The 18052-nt window shown below is 71.6% G+C and carries 17 protein-coding genes and 1 pseudogene; 5 read left to right on the top strand and 13 right to left on the bottom strand.

What is annotated here, in order from left to right:
- Positions 1-50: 50 nt before the first annotated feature.
- The 7 genes and pseudogenes from KQY30_RS30810 to KQY30_RS30780 all read right to left on the bottom strand — a co-directional run bounded on the left by KQY30_RS30810 (position 51) and on the right by KQY30_RS30780 (position 6457).
- Positions 51-527 carry a hypothetical protein gene (locus KQY30_RS30810; RefSeq protein WP_217309822.1) on the bottom strand — a complete coding sequence of 159 codons (477 nt, stop codon included), beginning with the start codon at positions 525-527 and terminating at the stop codon, positions 51-53.
- A gap of 134 nt (positions 528-661) precedes the next feature.
- Positions 662-1344 (bottom strand): annotated as a pseudogene (locus tag KQY30_RS30805) (uracil-DNA glycosylase).
- 91 nt (positions 1345-1435) lie between these two features.
- Entirely contained in the window at positions 1436-3016 is a 1581-nt protein-coding gene (locus tag KQY30_RS30800) for an ABC transporter substrate-binding protein (protein ID WP_217309821.1), read from the bottom strand.
- Positions 3017-3188: 172 nt separating this feature from the next.
- The gene (locus KQY30_RS30795; protein WP_254407384.1) at positions 3189-4040 is read right to left on the bottom strand and encodes an SDR family oxidoreductase; all 852 of its coding nucleotides are present in this window, start codon (positions 4038-4040) and stop codon (positions 3189-3191) included.
- Positions 4041-4057: 17 nt separating this feature from the next.
- Positions 4058-4819, bottom strand: coding sequence for a 3-oxoacyl-ACP reductase FabG (fabG, locus tag KQY30_RS30790; protein WP_217309820.1), 762 nt, complete (start codon positions 4817-4819; stop codon positions 4058-4060).
- 397 nt (positions 4820-5216) lie between these two features.
- Positions 5217-5600, bottom strand: coding sequence for a DUF3037 domain-containing protein (locus KQY30_RS30785; protein ID WP_217309819.1), 384 nt, complete (start codon positions 5598-5600; stop codon positions 5217-5219).
- The gene (locus KQY30_RS30780) at positions 5597-6457 is read right to left on the bottom strand and encodes a HipA family kinase (RefSeq protein ID WP_217309818.1); all 861 of its coding nucleotides are present in this window, start codon (positions 6455-6457) and stop codon (positions 5597-5599) included. Before KQY30_RS30780 ends, KQY30_RS30785 begins: the two co-directional genes overlap by 4 nt.
- A 189-nt stretch (positions 6458-6646) precedes the next feature.
- Between KQY30_RS30780 and KQY30_RS30775 the strand changes: the two genes are divergently transcribed.
- The gene (locus KQY30_RS30775; RefSeq protein ID WP_217309817.1) at positions 6647-8827 is read left to right on the top strand and encodes a prolyl oligopeptidase family serine peptidase; all 2181 of its coding nucleotides are present in this window, start codon (positions 6647-6649) and stop codon (positions 8825-8827) included.
- A 73-nt stretch (positions 8828-8900) separates the two neighbouring features.
- On the top strand, positions 8901-9404 hold the full coding sequence (locus KQY30_RS30770; RefSeq protein WP_217309816.1) for a Rieske (2Fe-2S) protein: 504 nt from the start codon (positions 8901-8903) through the stop codon (positions 9402-9404).
- Positions 9405-9490: 86 nt separating this feature from the next.
- Here the strand turns inward: KQY30_RS30770 and KQY30_RS30765 are convergent, their stop codons facing one another.
- Positions 9491-10396, bottom strand: coding sequence for a LysR family transcriptional regulator (locus tag KQY30_RS30765; RefSeq protein WP_217309815.1), 906 nt, complete (start codon positions 10394-10396; stop codon positions 9491-9493).
- Between the two features lie 73 nt (positions 10397-10469).
- Here KQY30_RS30765 and KQY30_RS30760 point away from each other — a divergent pair, with 73 nt between their 5' ends.
- On the top strand, positions 10470-11525 hold the full coding sequence (locus tag KQY30_RS30760; RefSeq protein WP_217309814.1) for a DMT family transporter: 1056 nt from the start codon (positions 10470-10472) through the stop codon (positions 11523-11525).
- Positions 11526-11573: 48 nt separating this feature from the next.
- On the opposite strand, the gene KQY30_RS30755 is transcribed toward KQY30_RS30760, so the two are convergent.
- Positions 11574-12905, bottom strand: coding sequence for an aminotransferase class I/II-fold pyridoxal phosphate-dependent enzyme (locus tag KQY30_RS30755; RefSeq protein WP_217309813.1), 1332 nt, complete (start codon positions 12903-12905; stop codon positions 11574-11576).
- A 35-nt stretch (positions 12906-12940) separates the two neighbouring features.
- Between KQY30_RS30755 and KQY30_RS30750 the strand changes: the two genes are divergently transcribed.
- The gene (locus KQY30_RS30750) at positions 12941-13633 is read left to right on the top strand and encodes a pyridoxamine 5'-phosphate oxidase family protein (RefSeq protein WP_217309811.1); all 693 of its coding nucleotides are present in this window, start codon (positions 12941-12943) and stop codon (positions 13631-13633) included.
- Between the two features lie 148 nt (positions 13634-13781).
- On the opposite strand, the gene KQY30_RS30745 is transcribed toward KQY30_RS30750, so the two are convergent.
- From KQY30_RS30745 to KQY30_RS30735, 3 genes are all read right to left on the bottom strand, one after another.
- Entirely contained in the window at positions 13782-14717 is a 936-nt protein-coding gene (locus tag KQY30_RS30745) for a DMT family transporter (protein ID WP_254407717.1), read from the bottom strand.
- A 272-nt stretch (positions 14718-14989) separates the two neighbouring features.
- Positions 14990-16051, bottom strand: coding sequence for a DMT family transporter (locus KQY30_RS30740; protein ID WP_217309809.1), 1062 nt, complete (start codon positions 16049-16051; stop codon positions 14990-14992).
- 208 nt (positions 16052-16259) lie between these two features.
- Positions 16260-16811 (bottom strand): Clp protease N-terminal domain-containing protein, encoded by a 552-nt coding sequence (locus tag KQY30_RS30735; RefSeq protein ID WP_254407383.1) that lies wholly within the window; start codon positions 16809-16811, stop codon positions 16260-16262.
- A gap of 296 nt (positions 16812-17107) precedes the next feature.
- On the opposite strand from KQY30_RS30735, the gene KQY30_RS30730 reads away from it, so the two are divergent.
- Positions 17108-17302 (top strand): hypothetical protein, encoded by a 195-nt coding sequence (locus KQY30_RS30730; protein ID WP_217311413.1) that lies wholly within the window; start codon positions 17108-17110, stop codon positions 17300-17302.
- 116 nt (positions 17303-17418) lie between these two features.
- On the opposite strand, the gene KQY30_RS30725 is transcribed toward KQY30_RS30730, so the two are convergent.
- Positions 17419-18042 (bottom strand): PadR family transcriptional regulator, encoded by a 624-nt coding sequence (locus KQY30_RS30725; RefSeq protein ID WP_217309805.1) that lies wholly within the window; start codon positions 18040-18042, stop codon positions 17419-17421.
- Positions 18043-18052: the final 10 nt, after the last annotated feature.

Raw genomic sequence — 18052 nt, 5'->3', positions numbered from 1 at the left:
ACCCGCCCGCCCCAGCAGAACGCCCCCGGGGCGGCCCCGCCCCCCTTCGCTCACCCCTCCCTCAGCCGACGTTCCAGCCGGTCGATCCCCGCCCGTACCCCCTGTCCGTACCCGCACTCCCCCACCGCGTCCGCCGCCTCGCGCGCCCGGTCGAGATGGAGCCGCGCCGCGTCCGGCCGCTGGAGCTTCATATAGTCGGCGGCGAGATTGAGATGGAGCGCCGGGTAGAAGGCCCGCACGGCCGGCCCGCCCCCGCCCCGCACCGACCGCTCACCGCCCCCGATCCCGTCCGCCACGGTCAGCGCCCGCAGATCCCAGGCCAGTTCATCGCCCGGGTCGTCCTGGGTGTCCGCCATATAGTGCGCGAGCGTGCAGCGGTGGAGGGGGTCCCCCGTCTCCCCGATCTCCGTCCAGAGCGCACCGAACCGGTTCCGTGCCTCCTCGCGGTCGCCGCCGTGGAGGAGCATGACCGCCTGCCCGATCCTGGTCATCACGGCGTCGTCCGACGCCTCCCGCCGCTCTCGCACTGCCGCCTCCGCATGCCCGTCCCAATAAATCCGACAAACATGACGCTAGCCCCCGTGGCGAACAATCCCCTTCAGGCTCGGGCGGACGGCCCGAGCCTGTCGGTCCGGCCAGCGGAAGCCGAGGCCGGCCGAGGTCAGCCGAGATCCGGGATGCGCCAGTCGATGGCGTCGTGCCCCTGCGCCGCGACCGCCTCGTTTATCTGAGTGAACGGGCGCGACCCGAAGAACTTCTTCGCCGAGAGCGGCGAGGGGTGCGCGCCCTTCACCACCACATGCCGCTCCTGGTCGATCAGCGGCAGCTTCTTCTGCGCATAGGCGCCCCAGAGGACGAAGACCGCCGGGTCGGGCCGCTCGGCGACCGCGCGGATCACCGCGTCCGTCACCTTCTCCCACCCCTTGCCCTTGTGGGAGTTGGCCTCGCCCTCGCGGACCGTCAGCACCGCGTTGAGCAGCAGGACCCCCTGCTCGGCCCACGGCATCAGATAGCCGTTGTCGGGCACCGGGTGGCCCAGCTCCTCCTTCATCTCCTTGTAGATGTTCCGCAGGGAGGGGGCGTCCTGACGCCGGGCCGCACGGAGAAGCACAGCCCGTGTCCCTGCCCCGCCCCGTGGTACGGGTCCTGGCCGAGGACCAGGACCTTCACGCTGTCGTACGGCGTGGCGGCGAGGGCCGCGAAGACCTCGTCGCGCGGCGGATAGACCGGCCCCTTCGCCCGCTCCTCCTCGACGAAGTCGGCCAGCTCCTTGAAGTAGGGCTTGCCCAGCTCTTCGCCGAGGACGCCACGCCAGGACTCGGGCAGCATGTCGGTGTCGGTCACGTCAACAACCTCCGGTAAGCGATCACTTGTGCATCACTGAACCTACCGGTGGCCACTGACAATGGCCCCCTGCCTCGCCCCGGACCCCCGTCTACCAGCTCGCCTTGCGGTACAGCTCCCACATCTGCATCACCGTCTGCGGGTCGAGCGCCCGCTCCCCGCCCGCGATGTCGTCGGTCGAGGCCACGTACAACTTGCCCTGCCACAGCGGCAGCAGCCGTACGTCGTCCACGAAGATCTCCTGCGCGCGCACGAACTGCCGGCTGACCGCCGCCCGGTCGCTGACCCTGCGCGACTCCGGCAGCAGTGTCCCGGTGATCTCGGGGCTCTCGTACGGTGTGCTCAGCGCGTTGTGCTTGCCGACGAAGGGCGCGATGAAGTTGTCGGGGTCCGGGAAGTCGGGGAACCAACCGCGCCCGAAGACCGGGTAGTCGCCCTTCTGGTAGCCCGCCTGGAACTGCTTCCACGGCTTGGCGCGCAGCGTGATCTCGAACAGCCCCGACGCTTCGAGCTGGCGCTTCAGCTCGCCGAACTCGGCCGCCGTACCCGATCCGTACCGGTCCGTCGTGTACCAGAAGGTGAGCGGTACGGGCGTCTCGACGCCGTCCTCTTCGAGGATGGTCCGCGCCTTGTCCACATCGGGGTCGCCGTACTGGTCGAAGAAGCTGGTGGCGTGGCCGGCGATGCCCTTGGGGACCATCGAGTACAGCGGCTCCGCGGTGCCCTGGTAGACCTTGGCGACCAGCTCGTCGCGGTCCACGACCTGGGCGACGGCCTGCCGTACGGAGAGCTTCCCGGCGGCCGGGTCGGCGGGGTTGAACACCAGATAGCGGATGTCGGCGCCGACGGTCTCGACGAGCTGGAGGTGCTCGTTCTGCGGCTTCTTCTCTTCGAGTTCGACTACCTGCTCCGAGGTGAGACCCCGGTAAATGGCGTCGATCTCCTTGTTCTTCAGTGCCGCGAAGAGGGGGCCCGACTCCTTGAAGTACTCGATCGTGACGCCCTTGTTCCTGCGGTCGGCGAAGCCCTCGTACAGCTCGTTCCGCACCAGCTCCGCGCTGTCGCCCGGGGTGTACGAAGCGAGGGTGTACGGCCCCGAGCCGTTGACCTTGCCGTCCTGTCTGAGCTTGTCCAGCGGGTACTCCGCCGGATTCACGATGGACATGGCGGGCGTGGCGAGGATGAACGGGAAGGTGGCGTCCGGCTTCTTCAGCCGGAAGACGACCGTGCTGTCACCGCGTGTCTCGACCTTCGCCAGGGACTCCAGGAGTCCGGCGGGACCGCCCTGGACATTGATCTTCAGAATCCGGTCGAAGGAGTGCTTGACGGCCGCCGCGTCGAGATTGGTGCCGTCGGAGAACTTCAGCTTCTCCCGTAAGACGCACTCGAAGACCTGATTGGACTCGTCGGCGAACTCGCACTGCCGGGCCGCGTCCGGCTGCGGATACGAACTGCCGGTGGGGAAGGCCACCAGGGTCTGGAACACATTGCGGAACATCTCCCAGCCGTTGTCCCAGGAGGCCGCCGGATCGAGGGTCGGCGGCTCGCTCGTCGTGCCGACGGTTATCTTCTGTGCCCCGCTCGCCTCGTCGTCCGAGAACAGACTGCATCCCGAGAGCAGGGATATGGACGCGAGGGCCGCGGTGGCCCGCCGACTGGTCCGGTTGAACACGTTCACGCTCCTTGTTCAGCCATGGATCGGCAGACCATACCGCAGCATTGGCCGGATTCGTACGGTGATCCGGTGGGGCTTTTGGAAAAGTCGTCGAGCGCTCCGTTCACCCCTCAGGGTGCTCTTCCTCACCCGCCCGTCGCCCGCCCCCCGGCCCCGTCCGGCCCGTCCCTCACCCCACTCCGGCGTTCAGGAAGATGCCTCCGTCGACCACCAGCGTCTGACCGGTGATCCAGTCGGACTGGTCGGAGGTGAGAAACGCGGCGGCGCCGCCGATGTCCTCGGGCACCCCGAGCCTGCCCAGCGGGTACGCGGCCGCCGCCTCGGCCTCCCGGCCCTCGTAAAGGGCCTGCGCGAAGCGGGTCTTGACCACGGCGGGCGCGATCGCGTTGACCCGTACGGCGGGCGCGAACTCATGGGCGAGCTGAAGGGTCAGATTGACCATCGCCGCCTTGCTCATTCCGTACGCGCCGATGAAAGGGGACGCCGAAATCCCGGCGACCGACGCGATGTTCACGATCGCTCCGCCGTTCTCCCGCTGCCAGGCGCGCCAGGTGAGCTGTGCGAAGCCGAGCGCCGAGACCACGTTCGTCTCGAACACCTTGCGCGCCACATTGAGGTCGAGCTCGGCCATCGGGCCGAGGACCGGGTTCGTACCGGCGTTGTTGACCAGGAAGTCGACCCGGCCGAACGCCTCCATGACGCGCTCGACCGCGATCGCCTGGTGCGCCTCGTCGTGCGCCTTGCCCGCCACCCCGATCACCCGGTCGGAACCGAGCCGCTCCACCGCCTCCTTGAGCGCGTCCTCGCCCCGGCCGGTGATGCACACCCGGTCGCCGCGGGCGACGAACGCCTCGGCGATGCCGTATCCGATGCCCCGGCTCGCGCCCGTGACCAGCGCGACCTTCCCGCTGTCGGGCGCCCGGCCGGGCTGGTCCGTCCGCTCGGTCCGCCGCGCCTGCCCCGCCTGCCCCGCCTGCCCCGCCTGCTCAGTCTGTCCCGTCTGTCCCGTGCCTTCGGTCATGTCCCTGTCTCCCGTGCTCAGTTGAGGGGTCCGCCGGCCACGTACAGGACCTGTCCCGACACAAAGCCCGCGTCGTCCCCGGCGAAGAACGCGATGGCGTTGGCGACGTCCTCAGGCCTGCCGACGCGCTGGACCGGGATCTGGGTCGCCGCGGCGGCCTGGAAGTCCTCGAATCCCATGCCGACCCGGGCGGCGGTCTGAGCGGTCATCTCGGTGACGATGAAGCCCGGGGCGACGGCGTTGGCGGTGATGCCGAACTTGCCCAGTTCCTTCGCCAGCGTCTTGGTGAAGCCCTGCAGACCCGCCTTGACTGCGGCGTAGTTGGCCTGGCCGCGGTTGCCCAGCGCGGAGCTGGAGGAGAGGCTCACGATACGGCCGAACTGGGCGTCCACCATGTACTTCTGGCAGGCGCGCGCCATCAGGAACGCGCCCTTGAGGTGCACGTTCACCACGGTGTCCCAGTCGGATTCGCTCATCTTGAAGAGCAGGTTGTCGCGCAGGACGCCCGCGTTGTTGACGAGGACCGTCGGCGCGCCCAGCTCGGCGGCGACCCGCCCGACGGCGGCCTCCACCTGCGCGCTGTCGGAGACGTCGCAGCCGACGGCGAGCGCGCTGCCGCCCGCCTCGGTGATCTTCCCGACGGTGTCCGCGCAGGCCGCTTCGTCGAGGTCGAGCACGGCGACGGCGCGGCCGTCGGCGGCCAGCCGTACGGCGGTGGCGGCGCCGATGCCGCGCGCCGCCCCGGTCACGACGGCGACGCGCCGTTCGGTGGTGGACATCCCTTGTTTCTCCTCGCTCTGGGAACCCGCGGCTCTCATCAGACCCGCGCACGGACCCGTCAACAGGCCCGCAAACGCTGAGCGACCGCTTAGTCGCTCCAGTATTCGAGACGCTAGAAGGGACAGCACCCGGTGTCAACGGCCCACGGGGCCGACTGCGGCAGCCGCCCCCGTCCGGCAGCCGCAGTCATACCGGTGGCGCGTGCGAGTCGCACAGGAGCCGCGTCCGAGTCACCCCCGAGCCGCCAGCGAGCAACCCGCAGACCCCGTCGCGAGCGGCCGCCCATTGGCCGGTAATCGACCATCCATCGGACAATCTGCGGCGCTCACCCGTCGGTAATCAGCCAGTCATCGGCGGCCCATCGCCGTCCCCGTCATCGCGCCATCGCGTCGGCCGTCACCGCACCAGCAGATCCAGCAGCCGTTCCGTCTCCGCACTCGGGTCGGCCGTCAGCCCGGTGTGTACGGGACCGGGCTGTACGACCGTCGAGCGCGGCGCGATGAGCCAGCGGAAGCGCCGGCCCGGATCGTCCCCGGCGGCCTGTCCCGCCAGGTCCCCGCCCCGGCAGACGCTCTCGACCGCGCGCAGGGCCGCCCGTACCCCCACCACATCGGCGCGCGGGTCGAGGGCCGTCAGCTTGGCCTCGTCGAGATGGGTCCTCGCGGCGACATAGGACCGGGCGCGGCAGTAGACCAGCACGCCCGCGTTGAAGCACTCGCCGCGCTCGACGCGGGGCACCACGCGCAGCAGCGCGTACTCGTAGACGTCCTTGTCGCTCACTGGCCGCTGTCCTTCTCGTCGTTCTGCTGCCCCGTGGTCCGGGGCACGGGGGCCAGTCGGGCGGCCAGCCAGCCGGGCGCCCCGGAGGGCCGACTCTTGGTGGGCGCGTCGAGGACGATCCGTTCATGGATGGTGGCGGCGCGCGCCAGCAGCGGTTCCACATACGCGCGGCGCAGCGCGTCCGTCGAGTCGAAGCCGGGCTCGTCGACCAGCCACTCGTCAGGTACGTCGGCCGCGATCGCGGTCAGCAGTTCCTCGGTGACCAGGGGCGCCAACTCAGCGGCGGCGGACGCGATATCGGGTCCGAAGGGTGCCAGGGCATGGTCGGACGCGTTGTACGGCTTCGCCGCCGAGGCAGCCGCGCCCGGCCAGTTGTGGTGCCAGATCATGGTGGCGCCGTGGTCGATCAGCCACAGATCACCGTGCCAGACCAGCATGTTGGGGTTGCGCCAGGAGCGGTCGACGTTGTTGATGACCGCGTCGAACCAGACGACCCGCCCGGCCTCCTCCGGACCCACTTGATAAGCTAGCGGGTCAAAGCCGATCGATCCTGGCAGATAGTCCATGCCGAGGTTCAGTCCGCCGCTCGCCTTCAGCAGCTCCTGCACCTCCTGATCCGGCTCGGAGAGCCCGATGACCGGGTCGAGCTGCATCCGCACCAGCGTGGGGACGCGCAGGCCCAGCCTGCGGCCGAGTTCCCCGCAGATCACCTCGGCGACCAGGGTCTTCCTGCCCTGTCCCGCGCCGGTGAACTTCATGACGTACGTACCGAGATCGTCGGCCTCGACGATCCCCGGGAGCGATCCGCCCTCACGCAAGGGCGTGACATAGCGGGTCGCTGTGACTTCGGTGAGCATTGCGCCAGGTTACTGCCGGGGATGACGGCCGCCCTGTCCATTGACGGTCCGGCCCGTGCCCATGATCCGCACCACTCGGCCACGCCCGCACGGCCCTCGGACCCGCCCGCTCAGCCCCGCCCGCACCTGTCGCTTCGCCATGCCCGTACATACAGAAGCCTGCACAGAAGCACGGAGGCCACACCGCCCATGCAGACCGCCGACCCCACCGCGTTCCCGCGTCAGTTCGCCCGTACCCGTCGCTTCTCGCTCGGTGTCCCCAGCCGCTTCACGGTCTCCCCGGACGGCGAGCGGGTGCTGTTCGTACGGTCCGTCTCCGGCTCCGATCCGCGTACCCCGCTGTGGCTGTACGAGAACGGCAAGGAGCGGATCCTTGCCGACCCGGCTGAGCTGGCCGGCCCCGGGCCCGAGCGGCTGTCCGACGAGGAACGGACGAGGCGCGAGCGGGACCGGGTGACCGCCGCCGGGGTGGTGGCGTACGCGACCGACCGCGCCGTGCGGCTCGTGGCGTTCACGCTGGGAGGCGCGCTCTGGGCGGTACGGACGGACGGCGGCGCCCCGTGGCACATCCCCACCGCGGGGCCGGCGACCGACCCGCGCCCCTCCCCGGACGGCACCCTGATCGCCTATGTGACCGGGGGCACCCTCCGCGCCGTACGAACGGACGGGACGCGGGACCGGGCCTTGGCGCGGCCCGAGGCCGCGGATGTGACCTATGGACTGGCCGATCATGTCGCGGCGGAGTCCATCGGCAGATCGCGCGGCTACTGGTGGTCGCCGACGGGCGATGCCCTGCTGGTGGCGCGGGTCGACGCGGCGATGGTGACGCGCTGGTACATCGGGGATCCGGCGGACCCGGCCCGGCCACCGCGGACGATCCGCTATCCGGCGGCGGGGACGGCCAATGCGGAGACCTCGCTGCACCTGGTCACGGTCGACGGCGTCCGCACTCCCGTACAACTGCCCGCCCGGGCACCCGAGGACGAGGCGCCGAAGGGCGAGTGGCAGGACCTCGCATTCGAGTATGCCGTCAGCGCGGAGTGGGAGAGCGCGGGTCCGCTGATCAGTCTCCAGACCAGGGACCAGCGCACGATGTGGGTTCTGCGGGCCGATCCGGTGACCGGCGCGGTCGAGCCGCTGTCCCGGCTGACGGACGACCACTGGGTGGAGTTCCCGCCGGGCGCGCCGTTCCACACCGCTTCCGGTGCGCTGGTGCTGCCCTGCGTCCAGGGCGACACCCGGTCGATCCGGATCGGGGAGGCGCTCTCCCCGGCGGGACTCCAGATCCGCGAGGTGCTGGGCGCGGTCGGCGAACGCGTGTACTTCACTGCGAGCGAGGAGCCGACCGAGGTCCATGTCTGGTCGTACGAAGGAGCGTATGAAGAGGAGAGGGGTTTCGTCCGGCTGACCGACAAGCCCGGGGTGCACTCGGCTGCCGCCGGCGGAGACACCCTTGTCCTCGACAGCGCGACTCCGGACGGCCGACAGGTGACCGTACTGCGCGGCGGAAAGCCCGTGGGCCGGATCGCGGTCCTCGCCGAGGAGCCACTGATCAAGCCGCGGCCGGTCCATCTCACCCTCGGCGAGCGGGAGTTGCGTTCCCGGCTCCATCTGCCCTCCTGGTACGAGGAGGGCTCGGGCCGCAAGCTGCCGGTGCTGCTCAGTCCGTACGCGGGGCCCGGTATGCAGGTGGTGACCCAGGCACGCGCCTGGTACACGGCGGTGTGCCAGTGGTTCGCCGAGCAGGGCTTCGCCGTGCTCGCCACGGACGGGCGCGGTACTCCCGGGCGCGGGGTGGAGTGGCAGCGCGCCATCGTCGGCGACCGGCTGGCCCCCGCCCTCGCGGACCAGATCGACGCGCTGCACGCGGCGGCCGAGCGGTACGACGCGCTGGATCTGACGCGGGTCGGCATCCGGGGCTGGTCGTTCAGCGGCTATCTGGCGGCGGGCGCCGTGCTGCGCCGCCCCGATGTGTTCCACGCGGCGGTCGCGGGCGCGCCGCCCACCGACCGGCGGCTGTACGACACGTACTGGGAGGAGCGCTACCTCGGCCACCCGGAGGTCCAGCCCGAGGGCTACGCACGCAGCTCCCCGCTCTCGTACGCCGAACACCTGTCGTACGACCATGCCGGAACCGCCGAGGTCCCGGTCCGGCCCCTGCTGCTCATCCATGGACTCGCCGACGACAATGTGGTCCCGGCCCATACGTTCCGGCTGTCGGCCGCACTGTTCGCCGCGGGCCGCCCCCACTCCGTACTGCCACTGCCCGGTACAGGCCATCTCGTCGCCCGGGAAGGGGTGGCGGACGGTCTGCTCCTGCACGAACTCGGCTTTCTGAAAAAATCCCTCGATTCGTCCCCCAGTGCTTGAACGTCGCAGTACTTTGCCGCGTATCTTCCGTTGAACCGGCCGACCGAGAGCCGGCCGTCGAACGGAGCTTGGTATGACGGGATGGCAGGGGTCCGCGCGGGTCGTGACGCGCAGGACAGTGGTGGCGGCGGCCGGAGCGGCGGGACTCAGCGCGGCGCTCGTCGCGTGCGGCGACAGCGGATCGGACGCGCCCGCGGACTCCGCGGGCGAGGCACCGGCGGCCGGCGGCGACGCCACGGACAGCGCCGGCGGCACGTCGGGAGCGGACAGCTCCGACGGCGCGGGCGGGGGCGATGTCCTCGCGAAGACCACCGACATCCCCGAGGGCGGTGGTCTGGTCTTCGCCGACAAGGGCGTGGTCGTCACCCAGCCCGCGGCGGGCGAGTTCAAGGCCTTCTCGTCCAAGTGCACCCACCAGGGCTGCGCGGTGAAGGACATCTCCGACGGGATCATCCACTGCCCGTGCCACGGCAGCCAGTTCAGCGCGGCGGACGGCAGTGTGAAGTCCGGGCCCGCGACCCAGCCGCTGCCCGCGGCGTCGATCACGGTCACCGGGGACTCGATCACGCTCGCCTGACCGCGGGCCGCTGACCGGCGGCCGGCGGGCTCCACTCCTCGTCGGCAGGGAGTGGAGCCCGCCGGCCGTCATGCGTACGGGCGTTGTCAGCCCTCCACCAGCCGCGCGGCTTCGCGCAGGGCCTCGACCGCCGCCCTGATCGACGGCCGGCGGTCCGCGTCGGTCCGCCACACCGCGTAGATGTGCCGGCGCATCTTCTGCCGTACGGGAACGACCGCCACGCCCTGCGGTACGGGCCCGCGTCCCAGCCTCGGCGCCACACAGACCCCGAGTCCGGCCGCGATCAGGGCGAGTTGGGTGTGGTGCTCCCCGGCGAGATGCGCGATGCGCGGCTCGATCCCCTTCGACCGGAGCGTGAACATCAGCCAGTCGTAACAGAATTCGCCCTCCGGCCAGGACACCCAGGGGTCGTCGGCGAACTCCTCCAGGTCCACTTCCGTACGGTCCGCGTGCGGGTGGTCGGCGGGCATGGCCACATCGGCCGCGTCGTCGAGGAGATGCGCGGTGGCCAGTCCGCCGGGCACGGGCAGCCGCTTGTTGCTCCAGTCCAGCACCACTCCGAGATCGACATCGCCTCTGCTGACCCCTCGTACCCCTGCCTCGGGCTCCAACTCGCGGGATGTCACGCGTAGTTCGGGGTGTCTCTCGTGCAGGGCGCTGATCGCCGCCGGGAAGAGGCCGCGCGCGGCCGTCGGGAAGGCCGAGATCCGTACCTCTCCGACCACCCGTCCGCGCTGCGCCTCGATGTCCGACTGCGCCACTTCCACCTGCGAGATGATGCGTGCCGCGTGATCGGCGAGCAGCCGTCCCGCGTCGGTGAGCCGCACCCCGCGCCCGTTCCTGGCCAGGAGCTGCTGGCCCACCTCGCGCTCCAGTTTGGCGAGCTGCTGGGAGACGGCCGAGGTCGTCACATGCAGTCCCTCGGCGGCGGCGCTCACCGAGCCATGGCGGGCCAGCGCGTCCAGGGTGCGCAGCCTCTCCAGATTCAACATGTAAGCGATACTAATCAGAAGTGCCGAGATATTCTCGCTTGTTCTACGAGGTGGTTCACGGCATCGTGGCCCTATGAGCACCGCGACCCCGCCCGGCCCAATACCGTCCTCAGCCCCGGCGATCAGACCGGCCCCCGCCGCAGCCACCTCACCGCCGCCCTCGGCTCCGGCGTCGGCTCCGGCCCGTACCCGCGTCTTCTTCGGCGGGCGCATCCGGTTCGACTGGCGTATCCGGTTCGCGGCGCTCGCGGTCATCTGGGGCTTCAGCTTTCTGCTGATCAAGGTCGGTACGCACGGCTTCGCGCCGTTCCAGGTGACCTTCGGCCGGCTGTTCTTCGGTACGGCGGTGCTGGCCGTCGCGATGGCTGTCCGGCGCGAGCGGCTCCCCCGGGGCACCCGCACCTGGGTCCATCTCGCGGTCGCGGCCTTCCTCCTGAACGCACTGCCGTTCTCACTGTTCGCCTACGCCGAGCTGACGATCCCGTCAACGCTCGCGGGTATCTGCAACGCCACCTCGCCCCTGTGGGGCATGGCGCTCTCCCTCGTCGCGCTCTCCGAGGACCGGCCCACCCGCCGCCGGGTCGCCGGTCTGGGCATCGGCTTCCTCGGGGTGCTGACCGTGCTCGGCGCCTGGCAGGGCTTCTCGGGTCTCGACCTCACGGGTACGGCGATGGCCCTGCTGGCCTCGCTGAGCTACCCGGTGGGCTGGATCTACGTACGCCGCACCCTGGCGGGCAGCAGCAGTTCCCATCTCTCCCTGACCGGCGCGCAGCTCTTTCTCGCCCTGCTCCAACTGGCGCTGGTCACACCGCTGTTCACCACCCTGCCGACCTCGTTCCCGACGGGCCCGCTGCTCTCCGTGTTCGTGCTCGGAGCGCTGGGCACCGGTCTGGCGATCCTGCTCCAGTACGGAGTGGTCGCCGAGGTCGGCCCGACGACCGGCACGATGGTCACGTACTTCATCCCGGTCATCGCGACCGCGGCCGGGGTCACGCTCCTCGGTGAGGAGCTGACCTGGAACACGCCGGTCGGCGCCCTGGTCATCCTCGCCGGGGCCGCGCTCACCCAGAGCCGGGCCGGGAGCCCCGCGGGCCGCCGGCCGCGGGCACGCCGGAGCGGTCAGCCGTAGGCGCGCGGGCGCGTCCGCACGGGGCTGAGACGCTGCACGTCGTTGAGGTCAGCCGTAGGCGCGCGCGGGCGCGGGTCCGGCGGCCTCCGCCAGCGCGTCGGCGACCGGGCCGATGTCGGCGTCCGTCAGGGACGACACGGTCAGCCGTACGCCCGGGGGCGCGGCCATCCGGAAGCGCGCCCCGGGCGCCACCGCCCAGCCCGCGCGCAGCAGCCGCGCCACCGCGCCGGTCTCGTCGGCGACCGGCACCCAGACGTTCATCCCGCTGCGTCCGTGCGCCTCGACACCCCGGTCGGCCAGCGCCCGTACGAGTCCGTCGCGCCGCCGCCCGTACGACCGCGCCACGGCCCGCGCGTCCACCGCGCCCGAGGTCCAGAGATGCACGACGGCGCGCTGGAGCAGTCTGCTGACCCAGCCGGGGCCGAGCTGCTGGCGCCCCAGCACCCGGTCCACGGTCACCGCGTCCCCGGTCAGCACCGCGAGCCGCAGATCGGGCCCGTACGCCTTGGCGGTGGAACGTACGAGCACCCAGGCATCGGTGACTCCGGCGAGCGGGTGCAGCGGTACGTCCACAATGCGGTGGCCGTGGTCGTCCTCGATCAGCAGCACCTCGGGCCGGGCCTCGAGCAGTGCGCGCAACTCCTGCGCGCGGGCCGCGCCCACCACGGCGCCGGTCGGGTTCTGCGCGCGGTCGGTGACGACGACCGCGCGGACTCCGGACCGCAGCGCCCGGTCCAGATCTGCGGGGCGGGGGCCTTCGTCGTCGAGCCCGACCGGTACGGGCCGCAGTCCGAGCGCGGGTACGAGGTCCAGCAGACCGCCCCAGCCCGGGTCCTCGACGGCGACCGCGTCCCCGGTTCTGAGATGGGCGGCCAGCACCCGTTCGATCGCGTCCAGCGACCCCGAGGTGACGGCGACGGGGCCGGGCGGCACCCCGTCGGCGTCGAGATCCGCGCGGGCCAGCTTCGCCAGCTCGGGGTCGACGGGCGCCCGTCCGTACAGCATCGGCTCGCGGGCGTTGTGGCGCGCTGCGGCGGCGAGGGCGTCGTGCAGCGGGGGCAGCAGGGCCGGATCGGGATTGCCCTCCGACACGTCCCGTACGCCCGGGGGCGCCTCGACCCGGATCGACCCCCGGGCCGTACTGGCGGGACGCGGCCGGATCCTGCTGCCCCTGCGGCCCGCCGTCTCGATCACCCCGCGTTCACGCAGGGTCCGGTAGGCCGCCGCGACGGTATTCGGATTGACCCCCAGCTCGGCGGCCAACTCCCGCATCGGCGGCAGCAGTTGGCCCGGAACCAGCTCGCCCCTGCCCACCGCTCGCTCCACACCGGCGGAAATCTCCGCCGCGCCCCGACCCGTAATCCGATACTCTCCTAGCACAAAGAACACTATGCACTAGTGCAATGGAGGACGCAATGTCGGAGACCGCGCCGCCGGACGTCACCGCCGCCTACCGGCCCACACCGCGCACCGTCCCCACCCGTGCCCGGGAGCGCGCGTCATACGACCGTGAGCTGGTGCACGCGATACTCGACGAGGCGTACATCTGCCATCTCGGTTTCGTCCGCGACGGCGCTCCGGTGGTCCTCCCGACGCTCTACGGCCGGGTGGACGAGCGGCTCTATGTCCATGGCTCGACCGGCTCGCGCCCACTGCGCATGGCGGGCGGCCGTACGGACCCGGAAGATCCGGGGCTTGCCGTCTGTCTGACCGTGACCCATGTCGACGGCCTGGTCCTGGCGCGGTCCGCCTTCCACCACTCCATCAACTACCGTTCCGTGGTGGTCCACGGCATCGCCCGCCCGGTCACCGACGCCGACGAGCGGCGCGCCGCGCTCGACGCGATCGTCGACCATGTGGTCCCCGGCCGCTCCTACGACTCGCGCCCCGCGAATGACCGTGAACTGGCCGCGACCGCCGTGATCCGGCTCGATCTGGACGAGGTCTCCGCGAAGGTCCGTACGGGCGGGCCCAACGACGACGCCGAGGACCTCGGGCTGCCGCACTGGGCCGGGGTGGTGCCGCTCGCGCACGGCTACGGCGCGCCCGTGCCGGCGGACGACCTCGACCCGTCGATCGCCCTGCCCGACTACCTGTCCGTGCTCTGAAATCCACCGCGCTCCAGGGCTCCGGCCGTCCTCCGGGGCTCCGGCCGAGGCCGGTCGTACCGCAGGTGTGCCGGTCGTGCGGCAGGTGTCGTACAGCGGGTTGTACGGGGAGGAGGGCGCGGGTACGGGTCCCGCGCCCTCCCCCCGGTCAGGCCGGCACCGTCGCCCTGCGCCGTACCGCCGCGCCCCTGGCCTCGGCCAGTGCGAGCCCCGCGACCGCCGCGAGCAGCAGCAGTGTGCCCGCCACAGTGGCCGCGGTCAGCCGCTCGCCGAGCAGCACGACCGCGATCACCGCCGCGCTCACCGGCTCCAGCAGCATGATCACGGAGACGGTCGCGGCCCGCACCACCGCGGCCCCGGCGAAGTAGAGGGCGTAGGCGAGCGCGGTGGGCACGGCCGCGACGTACACCAGCAGCCAGATCACCCGCACCGGTTCCGCGGTCCCCGGCACCAGCCCCTCGCCCGCGGCGAGCGGCAGCAGCAGGACCGTGCCGATGGCGAAGGCCCAGGCGGTGGTGGACACGGAGTCGGTGCCGCCGCCGTCGCGCCCCAGCCAACGGGTGAGCAGGGTGATCGCCGCGTATCCGGCCGCGGACAGGAGCGCGAAGGCCACCCCCGCGGGCTGTACGGTGCCGCTCCCGCCGCCCAGGACCAGCACCCCGAGCCCGGCCAGGGCACCGGCCACCGCGGCGAGCCCGCCGGCGCCCAGCCGCTCGCCCATCGTGAGTCGCGCCCCGAGGGCGATGAGGACGGGGCCCGCGCCGAGGGTGACCACGGTGCCGACCGCGAGGCCGGTCGCCTCGACGGCCGCGAAGTAGGCGCTCTGAAAGACGGTCAGCCCGATTCCGGTCGCGGCGATACGGAGCAGCCGCCGGCGGACCGGCTCCACGGGCCCGGGTGCCCGGCGCCGCCGCCGGAGCGCGAGTACGCCCAGCAGCAGGACGAGCCCGCCGGCCGAGCGCCAGAAGGAGAGCGCGAGGGGGCCGAGATCGCTGATCCGGTAGACCAGGGAGCCGGCGGCTCCGGCGGTCCCCCAGGCGACCCCGGCGACGATCAGGAAGAACAGCCCCCGCCCGACGGGCAGGCCGGGGGCGGCGGAAGCGGGCTCGCGCCCAGAAACAGAAGTGGCAGAACGGGCAGAAGTGCCGGAAGGGGCAGAAGGAATCGACACGTGACGTCTCCGTGTGAAGAACGGGTGGGCGGTCGCTCAGCTCCGTCACGCGGGCAGCGACGAACCGCACGGGTGCAGGGTCCTGTCCTGTGGACAGCCCGGCCCGGGCCCGGTCTTCGTCAGCGGATGGCCGCCCGCGCTAAACGGCGGGAGGCGGCAGCACGGTCGAATGCATGATCGGCACCCTACGGTGCGGTGCCATCGGCGGACAACCGCGTCTCACGCGCGGCGACATCCACCACGGCTCCCATCGGGGCTTCCGGCACGGCATCGGTCGCGCCGTCCACCGGCCGCGCACCGCCCGGCCCGCCCGCCACCGGCCCGGCGGGCGGCTTCTGTGCCGACGGAGTTGTCGACTGGGCAACAAAGGCACCGGCCAGCACGACAGCGCCACCGATGATCTGAGGCGTCGAAAGGTGCTCCCGCAGCAGCACCCAGGCCAGTACGGTCGCGACGACCGCCTCCAGGAAGGCGACCACACCGGCCACCTGCGGGGAGAGCCTGCGTACCGAGACCACACCGGACACATAGGCGAGCACGGTCGCGATCAGTACGACCCAGCCGAGCAGCAGAGCGGCGGACACCTCCGTACCGCCCATGTCGGCGCTCCCGCCGAGCAGCGACCAGTCCATGCCCCAGGGCCGTGCGATCACGGTCAGTACGACGGCTCCGACGAGCAGCCCGTACGCGATCACCCCCAGCGGATCCGGCGCGTCCGCGCCGCCGGTGCCCTGGTCGGCCAGGATGAAATAGAACGCCTGGCAGCAGGCCGCGCCGAGCCCGAGCAGCACCCCAACGGGGTCGAAGCTCAGCCCGGACCAGACCTCCACCACACAGGCCAGCCCGCCCACCGCGAGCACCACCCCGACCGCGGCGGCGCGTGTCACATGGCGCCGCTGGACGAAACGTACCCAGAGCAGGACGAGCACCGGGCCGAAGTACTCGATGAGCAGCGCAACCCCGACGGGGATACGGGAGATCGAGGCGAAGTAGAAGGCCTGCACCCCGGCCACCGCGAACAGCCCGAATCCCGCGAGCAGCGCGGGCCTGCGCCGCAGGAGCGACCGGTGGCGCCAGGCGAGGGGCAGCATGACCAGCGCGGCGCCGGCGACCCGTAGCCAGACAGCGTGGAGCGGGTCGAGCCCCGCTTCGATGAGCGGCTTGGCCGCGACACCCGAACCGCCGAACGCGAACGCCGACACCAGGGCTATGCCCAGGCCGACGCTCCTCCCCTGAGACGCGTGCATGGCGTCATCATGTCAGCTTCCGTCAGGAGTCAGGGCACCATTACACCTGTCGGACACCTGGGGCACGATGCGGCCACCCACGCCTCGCGGGCGCAGCACCTTTCGAACACCACACCGGCCGGGCCGCACCCCGCCGGACCGCACCCCGCAGGATCCCGGCCACCGAGTCACGCTCATCGGGTCACGCACGCCAAGTCATGTCCGCCGGTCACAACTGGCGGGAGAGCCGCCCGGCCAGTGACTCGGCGTCGACCCCGGCCCGTACGAGGACATCCACCGCCCGGCACTCCCGGTCGGACGCGAGCGCGGCGAGCAGATCGAGCCCGCAGGCGCGCGGGTCGCCGCGCAGTGCGGCCCGCTCCAGGGCTCCCCTCATGGCGATGACGGCCTGCGGCGACCAGCCGTTCAGTGCGCGGCCGCGCACGACAGGAAGGATGCCGGAGTCCTCCACGGTGCCGTGCCAGCGCAGTCCGTAGCCGATGCTGCGCTGTACGAGATAGCCGAGCACCCTGGTCGTCCGCTCGTTGCTGTCGAAGGCCGCCCGTACCTCCGGGTCCGCCTCCAGCAGCGAGTGCAGCAGATGGGCCGTGTCGATCTGCTTGTCGCCGTCGCGCAGTGCCCTGCGGCGCGCGCGGGAGAGCGCCGTGGCCAGCTCCACGGTGAGCCGGGACTCGGCCTCGGCCCTGGCCTCGGCCTGCCTCGATCCGGCGCGCGCCGGGGCGGCGCGCTCGGTTCGGGTGGGTGCGTTCTGTTCCGGCACCCGCGGAGGAGGGCTCTGCACCCTCTCACCCCATCAGTCCGTTTCCTGGCGGGCATCCCCGGCGGGAAGCATTCGCACGTCCGCCGGAGGGTGGGCGTGCCGACGCGGGTTCTCCTCCTTACGAATGAGATCGCCCCGGTTCTCTCCCCGGTGCGTCGCGCCGCCTTGCCTTTGGCGCCGGTGCGGCCATCGGGGCGCAACCGGCGCGCAGCACGCGCGCGTCCGACGTACGGACGCGCTTGGACACGCATGAACGCGTGGGCAGGGGCAGATACCGCCGCCGGGAGGAGGGGCCGTTGTACTGGATGGTCGCCCTGCTCGCCCTGGACGGGAAGCAGTACGTCTACCGCGTGTACGCCCCGCCCGAGGCGCTGCGCGGGGATGTCTTCTGGGCCGCGTTCCACTGCCATGACGAGGGGCCGCACCCCCGGGCCTCGGACCGGTTCGACTCGGCGGTGCTCTGGCGGCTCGGCCCGGTGAACCATGCATAAGGCCGCGGAGCAGGTAGATGGGTACATGCGTGAGCCCCGCGACCGAAGCCGCGGGGCTCACGCACCCACCCGTACCTGTGCCCGTACGCACACTCGTGCGCGTACCGCGAAGGCGGTCACTCGTCGTCGGCGAGGATCAGATACAGCTTCTTGCGGGTGTCGTTGATGACCCCCAGGGCCTTCTGCCGCTGCTCGGGCGTACCGGTCTTCCAGACCTGTCCGAACGCCTCCATCAGCCCGAAGCCGGCCTGCCGGATCTCGTTCATCGTGTCCCAGTCGAAGGTGCGCCCGGCCTCTTCCCACGGGGCCTCGGGCCCCGACTCGGCCTCCGCGCGCCCGCTGTCGGTGAGCGTGAACAGATTCTTGCCGCCCTCGCTCCGGCTGGTGATCAGCCCCTCGTCCTCCAGCAACTGGAGTGTCGGGTAGACCGAGCCCGGGCTGGGCCGCCAGGCCCCGCCGCTGCGCTCGCCGATCTCCTGGATCATCTCGTAACCGTGCATCGGCCGGTCCTTCAGCAGCGCCAGGATCGAGGCCCGCACATCACCGCGCCGCGCCCGGCCCCGGCCACCACCGCCGCGACCGCGACCGCCGCCGCCGAAAGGACCACCGAAAGGCGGACCGAACGGCCCGAAAGCCCCACGCCGCCCCTCAAAACCGCCCCACCCCGGCCGCCCGGGCCCACAGTGCTCAGCTCCCGGCCCATGCGGACCGTGACCATGCTCATGCCCATGTGAACGCATCACTACGCTC

Origin of the sequence: Streptomyces sp. GMY02 (genome assembly GCF_019056675.1) — a bacterium.
GTDB classification, from domain to species: domain Bacteria; phylum Actinomycetota; class Actinomycetes; order Streptomycetales; family Streptomycetaceae; genus Streptomyces; species Streptomyces odonnellii.
The sequence above is the reverse complement of the archived record's forward strand: the minus strand, read 5'-3'. Positions and strand labels throughout refer to the sequence as shown.